The organism is Mesorhizobium sp. M7A.F.Ca.CA.004.06.1.1 (genome assembly GCF_003999135.1).
GTDB lineage: Bacteria > Pseudomonadota > Alphaproteobacteria > Rhizobiales > Rhizobiaceae > Mesorhizobium.
This window is the reverse complement of the sequence record NZ_RZPQ01000484.1, coordinates 1-4586: the sequence shown is the minus strand read 5'-3', so window position 1 is coordinate 4586 and position 4586 is coordinate 1. Positions and strand designations below refer to the sequence as shown.

At 65.3% G+C, this 4586-nt stretch carries 4 protein-coding genes; 1 reads left to right on the top strand and 3 read right to left on the bottom strand.

The window, feature by feature from the left end:
* The coding region (locus tag EN906_RS23970; RefSeq protein ID WP_127375427.1) for an FAD-binding dehydrogenase at positions 1 to 1457 on the top strand (1457 nt) is incomplete at its 5' end.
* 35 nt (positions 1458 to 1492) lie between these two features.
* Here EN906_RS23970 and EN906_RS23965 read toward each other — a convergent pair.
* The 3 genes from EN906_RS23965 to EN906_RS23950 form a co-directional block, all read right to left on the bottom strand.
* Positions 1493 to 2431: an alpha/beta hydrolase gene (locus EN906_RS23965; RefSeq protein WP_127270026.1), complete on the bottom strand. Its 939-nt coding sequence runs from the start codon at positions 2429 to 2431 to the stop codon at positions 1493 to 1495.
* A 217-nt stretch (positions 2432 to 2648) separates the two neighbouring features.
* Positions 2649 to 3431 (bottom strand): carnitinyl-CoA dehydratase, encoded by a 783-nt coding sequence (locus tag EN906_RS23955; RefSeq protein ID WP_127270028.1) that lies wholly within the window; start codon positions 3429 to 3431, stop codon positions 2649 to 2651.
* Positions 3424 to 4586 (bottom strand): acetate--CoA ligase family protein (locus EN906_RS23950; RefSeq protein WP_164777314.1); only part of this gene is annotated, 1163 nt, incomplete at its 5' end. The genes EN906_RS23955 and EN906_RS23950, both read right to left, overlap by 8 nt.

Below are 4586 nucleotides of genomic sequence, written 5' to 3'. Positions count from 1 at the left end.
CGCATGACCTGGCGTTGGAAGACTGGCTGGGCACCGCGGCTTTCGATCGGCCGGAGGATTTCTGGCCGCGCAAATGGGCGGAAGCCTATGTCGGTTTCGCCGCCGGCGAGAAACGCTCCTGGCTGATGCAGCGCGGCCTGAAATTCTTTCCTGTGGTCGGCTGGGCCGAGCGGGGCGGCGGCAATGCAATCGGCCACGGCAATTCGGTGCCGCGCTTTCACATTACCTGGGGCACCGGCCCCGGTGTGCTCGAACCGTTCGCCCAGCGCGTGCGCGAGGCCCAAAAGCGCGGATTGATCAGTTTCAAATTCCGCCACCGCGTCAATGAACTGACGCGGACGGGTGCTGTTGTGACAGGTGTGCGTGGCGACATCCTGCAGCCCAGCGATGTCGAGCGCGGCCACAAGAGTTCGCGCGAAATATCAGGCGATTTCGAGCTTCACGCGCAAGCGGTGATCGTCGCCTCCGGCGGCATCGGCGCCAACCATCAACTGGTGCGGGAGAATTGGCCCAAACGGCTGGGCGCCGCACCGAAGCGCATGATCACCGGCGTGCCCGATCATGTCGACGGCCGCATGCTGGCGATCACGGAACGGGCCGGCGGTTCGATCATCAACCGTGACCGCATGTGGCACTATGTCGAGGGCATCAAGAATTGGGCGCCGGTCTGGACCGATCATGCGATCCGCATCCTGCCCGGCCCGTCATCGCTGTGGCTCGATGCGCGCGGCAAGCGCCTGCCGATGCCGCTCTATCCCGGTTTCGACACGCTGGGCACGCTCTCCCACATCATGAGCACCGGCTTCGATTATTCCTGGTTCATCCTGACCAAAAAGATCATCCAGAAGGAGTTCGCGCTGTCGGGCTCCGAGCAGAACCCCGATTTGACCGGCAAGAGCTGGCGCCAGGTGCTCGGCCGCGCCACATCGGGCATTCCGGGCCCGGTCAAGGCGTTCATGGAGAAGGGCGAGGATTTCATCGTCGAGGCCGACTTGCCGACGCTGGTCGCGCGCATGAACGCGCTGGCCGGCGGCGAGCCGCTTCTTGAGGTAGCCCAGGTCGAGCGCGAAATGCGCGCCCGCGACCGGCAGCTCAACAACCCGTTCTCCAAGGACATGCAAATCACCGCTCTGCGCGGGGCGCGCGCCTATCTCGGCGACCGGCTGATCCGCACGGCCAAGCCGCACAAGATGCTCGATCCGGCAAACGGCCCGCTGATAGCGGTGCGCCTCAACATCCTGACCCGCAAGACGCTGGGCGGCCTGCAGACCGATCTCGACAGCCGCGTGCTGGGTGCCGATGGCCAGCCTGTTGCGGGACTCTACGCCGTCGGCGAAGCCGCCGGTTTTGGCGGCGGCGGTGTGCATGGTTATGCGGCGCTTGAGGGCACCTTCCTCGGCGGCTGCATCTTTTCCGGCCGCAGCGCCGGTCGTGCGGCGGCCGCTTCGGTGGGATGAGCCGGGGCCGGTCGGTCCTCAGAGTCCAGCCGCGATCACCAGCGCCAATCGCCCTGTCCAAGCGCGGTCACCGCATCGACGATCCGGGTGAAGCTTGCGCGGGCGCGGCCGACCGTGTGCCGGCCTCGGAGATAACCATGCACCAGCCCCGTTTCCTCGAACCAGGTTGCGCGTCCGCCCGCCGCCACGACCAGGTCGTGATAGCTCTCGCCATCCGACGACAGCGGGTCGCACTCGGCGGTGATCAGTACTGTCGGCGGCAGGTTGGAGAAGTCGGTGTCGGCGAGCGGCGACAGCGTGATGTCCCCGGTCCTATCCACGCCGCTGGTGCGGATGTGCTTGTAGAATTCGAGATCGCGCACGGTCAGCATCGGCGCTTCGGCGTGCTTGACATAGGAGCCTTTCGCGCGGTCTCCGCCGAGGCCGGGATAGATCAGCACCTGGCCAAACGGCCTTTTCGAACGGTCACGCGTGGCGTGACTGACGGCGGCGCAGAGATTGCCGCCGGCGCTGTCGCCGCACAGCACGATAGAATGATCGCGATTGGCGGCGGCCCATTCGAAGGCGCTCATCGCATCGTCGAAGGCCGCCGGATGCAGATGCTCCGGCGCCAGCCGATAATCGACCGAGACCACCTCATAGCCGGTGCGGGCACAGAGCTCGGCGCAGACATCGTCGTGGCTGTCCAGCCCACCGAGGATGAAGCCGCCGCCATGGACATAGAGCACCGTCACCGCAGCTTTGTGTGTGCTTCGGTAGGTGCGGATCGGGATGTCGTGCGTGGGCGTCGCAATGGCTGAGGTTTCGACCGCCACGCCTTCGGGATAGCCGGCAAAGAATTCGCGGCACATGCGGTCATAGATCCCGCGCTGCTGCGCGATCGTGTAGTCGATCGTGTCGGGCGGATAGTAAGAATTGGTCCGCTCTATGAACGCCCAGGTCTCGGCGTCGATGAGGGTTTTGTAATCGGTCATGGGTGCTGGAAAGGCGCCCAAGGCTGAGCCAGGGCGCCCCCCTCTGTCCTGCCGGACATCTCCCCCTCAAGGGGGGAGATCGGATGTTGCGAAAACTTTCGCCAACCTTCTGCGTCGCAAGAAGAGTGCAGAGATCGAAGCTGCCAATCTCCCCCCTTGAGGGGGAGATGGCCGGCAGGCCAGAGGGGGGTAAGCGCCATCGTTCCGGCGGTATCCACTACTTCCCCTTCCAAACCGGCTCACGCTTCTCCGCAAAAGCGCGAAAACCCTCCATGCCATCCTCGGAGCCGTAGAGGGCATCGACCGTCGGCAGCTGGCGGCGGGTCACCTTGTTCATGGCGTCCTGGAAGGTCAGCGCCTCGGCCACACGCGCGGTCTCCTTGATCGCTGCAAAGACCAGCGGCGGGCCGCCTGCGAGCAGCCGGGCGATCTCCCAGACACGGTCCTCGAGCTTCTCCTTGGGCAGCACTTCGTTGACCAGGCCCCAGCGATGCGCCTCGGCCACATCCATCCAGCGGCCGGTCAGCAGAAGGTCCATGGCGACATGGTAGGGGATGCGCTTCGGCAGTTTGATCGTTGCCGCGTCGGCCAGCGTGCCGGCGCGGATTTCGGGGAGCGCGAAGGAGGAATGATCGGAGGCATAGATGAGGTCGCAGGACAGCGCCAGCTCGAAGCCGCCGCCGACCGCCATGCCGTTGACGCAAGCGATCACCGGCTTGTTGAGGTCGCGCAATTCTTGCAGCCCGGCAAAGCCGCCGACGCCATAGTCGCCATCGACGGCATCGCCGCCGGCAGCGGCTTTGAGGTCCCAGCCGGCACAGAAGAACTTGTCGCCGGCGGTCTTGACGATGGCGACGCGCAATTCCGGATCGTCTCGGAATGCCTTGAAGGTCTCACCCATCAGCCGAGAGGTCTTCAGGTCGATGGCGTTGGCTTTGGGCCGGTCGAGGGTGACCTCGAGGATGGTGCCCTCGCGGCGGGTCGAAATGACGTCAGACATTCTTGTTCTCTCCCAGCACCAGCAGTGCGTCGGCGATCCAGGCGCCCTTGCCTTCGCTGCAGACGATCAGCGGGTTGATGTCGAGTTCCTCGATCTCACCGGCATTCTGCTGCACGAAGGCGGCAATGCCCGAAATGGCATCGATGGCAGCCGCGACATCGGCTTTTGGCCGGCCGCGATAGCCCTCGAGCAGCGGGAACAGTTTCAGGCCGCGCAGCGCCGCCTCGATATCGTCGCGCGTCGCCGGCAGCATCAGCGTGACGCTGTCGCGCAACAATTCGACCAGCACGCCGCCGGTGCCCAAGGTCATCACCGCACCGAACATCGGGTCGCGGGTGAAGCCGACGATGAGCTCGGCGACACCGTCGCGCACCATGCGCTCGACATAGAGCCCGGTGCCGAGCGGCAAGAGGTCATGCGCCGCGGTGCTGACGGATTCGGCATCCCTGAGGTTGAGCCTGACGGCGCCAACTTCGGATTTGTGGCTGACGCCGAGCGCCTTCAGTGCGACGGGAAAGCCGAGCGCCATCGACGAAATCACCGCCTCGACCGCATTGGCGGCCCGTTCGCCTTTCGGCACCGGCAGGCCGGCCTTGATCAGCCGCGATTTTGCTTCGGCCTCGTCGGGCGTGACATGGTCGCCACCAGGCGCACCGGCAGCAGAAGTGTCGATCGGCTGCGCCTGCGGTTCGGCCCAAGCCCAGCCGATGAAGGCCGCCGCCCCGGCGGCATCCATGGCTTCCGAAATGCCGAACAACGGCACCATGCCGCGCGCCATCAGTTCGGCGGTGTACTCCTCCGGCAGGTTTTCCGGCAGCGACGAGACGATCGCGCCATGCGCCTTGTTGGTCTTCAGCGCCGATTCGAAGGCGCGCAGCGTCGCCCACCAATCGGTGACCGAACAACGATCAGGTCGCGGAAAATCCAGCACCAGCATGTTGAGGTCGAAGCCGCCCGACACCATTGCGGTGAAGGTGGCGGTCATCGCCGGCTCGTTGTTCCAGATGAAGGTGTGATAGTCCAAGGGATTGGCGACCGCGACCAGCGGCCCGAGCGTCGATTTGACATGGGCGCGGTGGCTGTCGGTCAGCACAGGGAAATTGACCCAGCGCCCTTCGGCGCTGTCGGCCATGACAGAGGCCTCGCCGCCGGAGC

What these genes read in the sequence shown, in the direction of transcription:
- EN906_RS23955 (WP_127270028.1), bottom strand. Translation starts at nt 3,431, where the DNA reads ATGTCTGACGTCATTTCGACCCGCCGCGAGGGCACCATCCTCGAGGTC.
- EN906_RS23965 (WP_127270026.1), bottom strand. Translation starts at nt 2,431, where the DNA reads ATGACCGATTACAAAACCCTCATCGACGCCGAGACCTGGGCGTTCATA.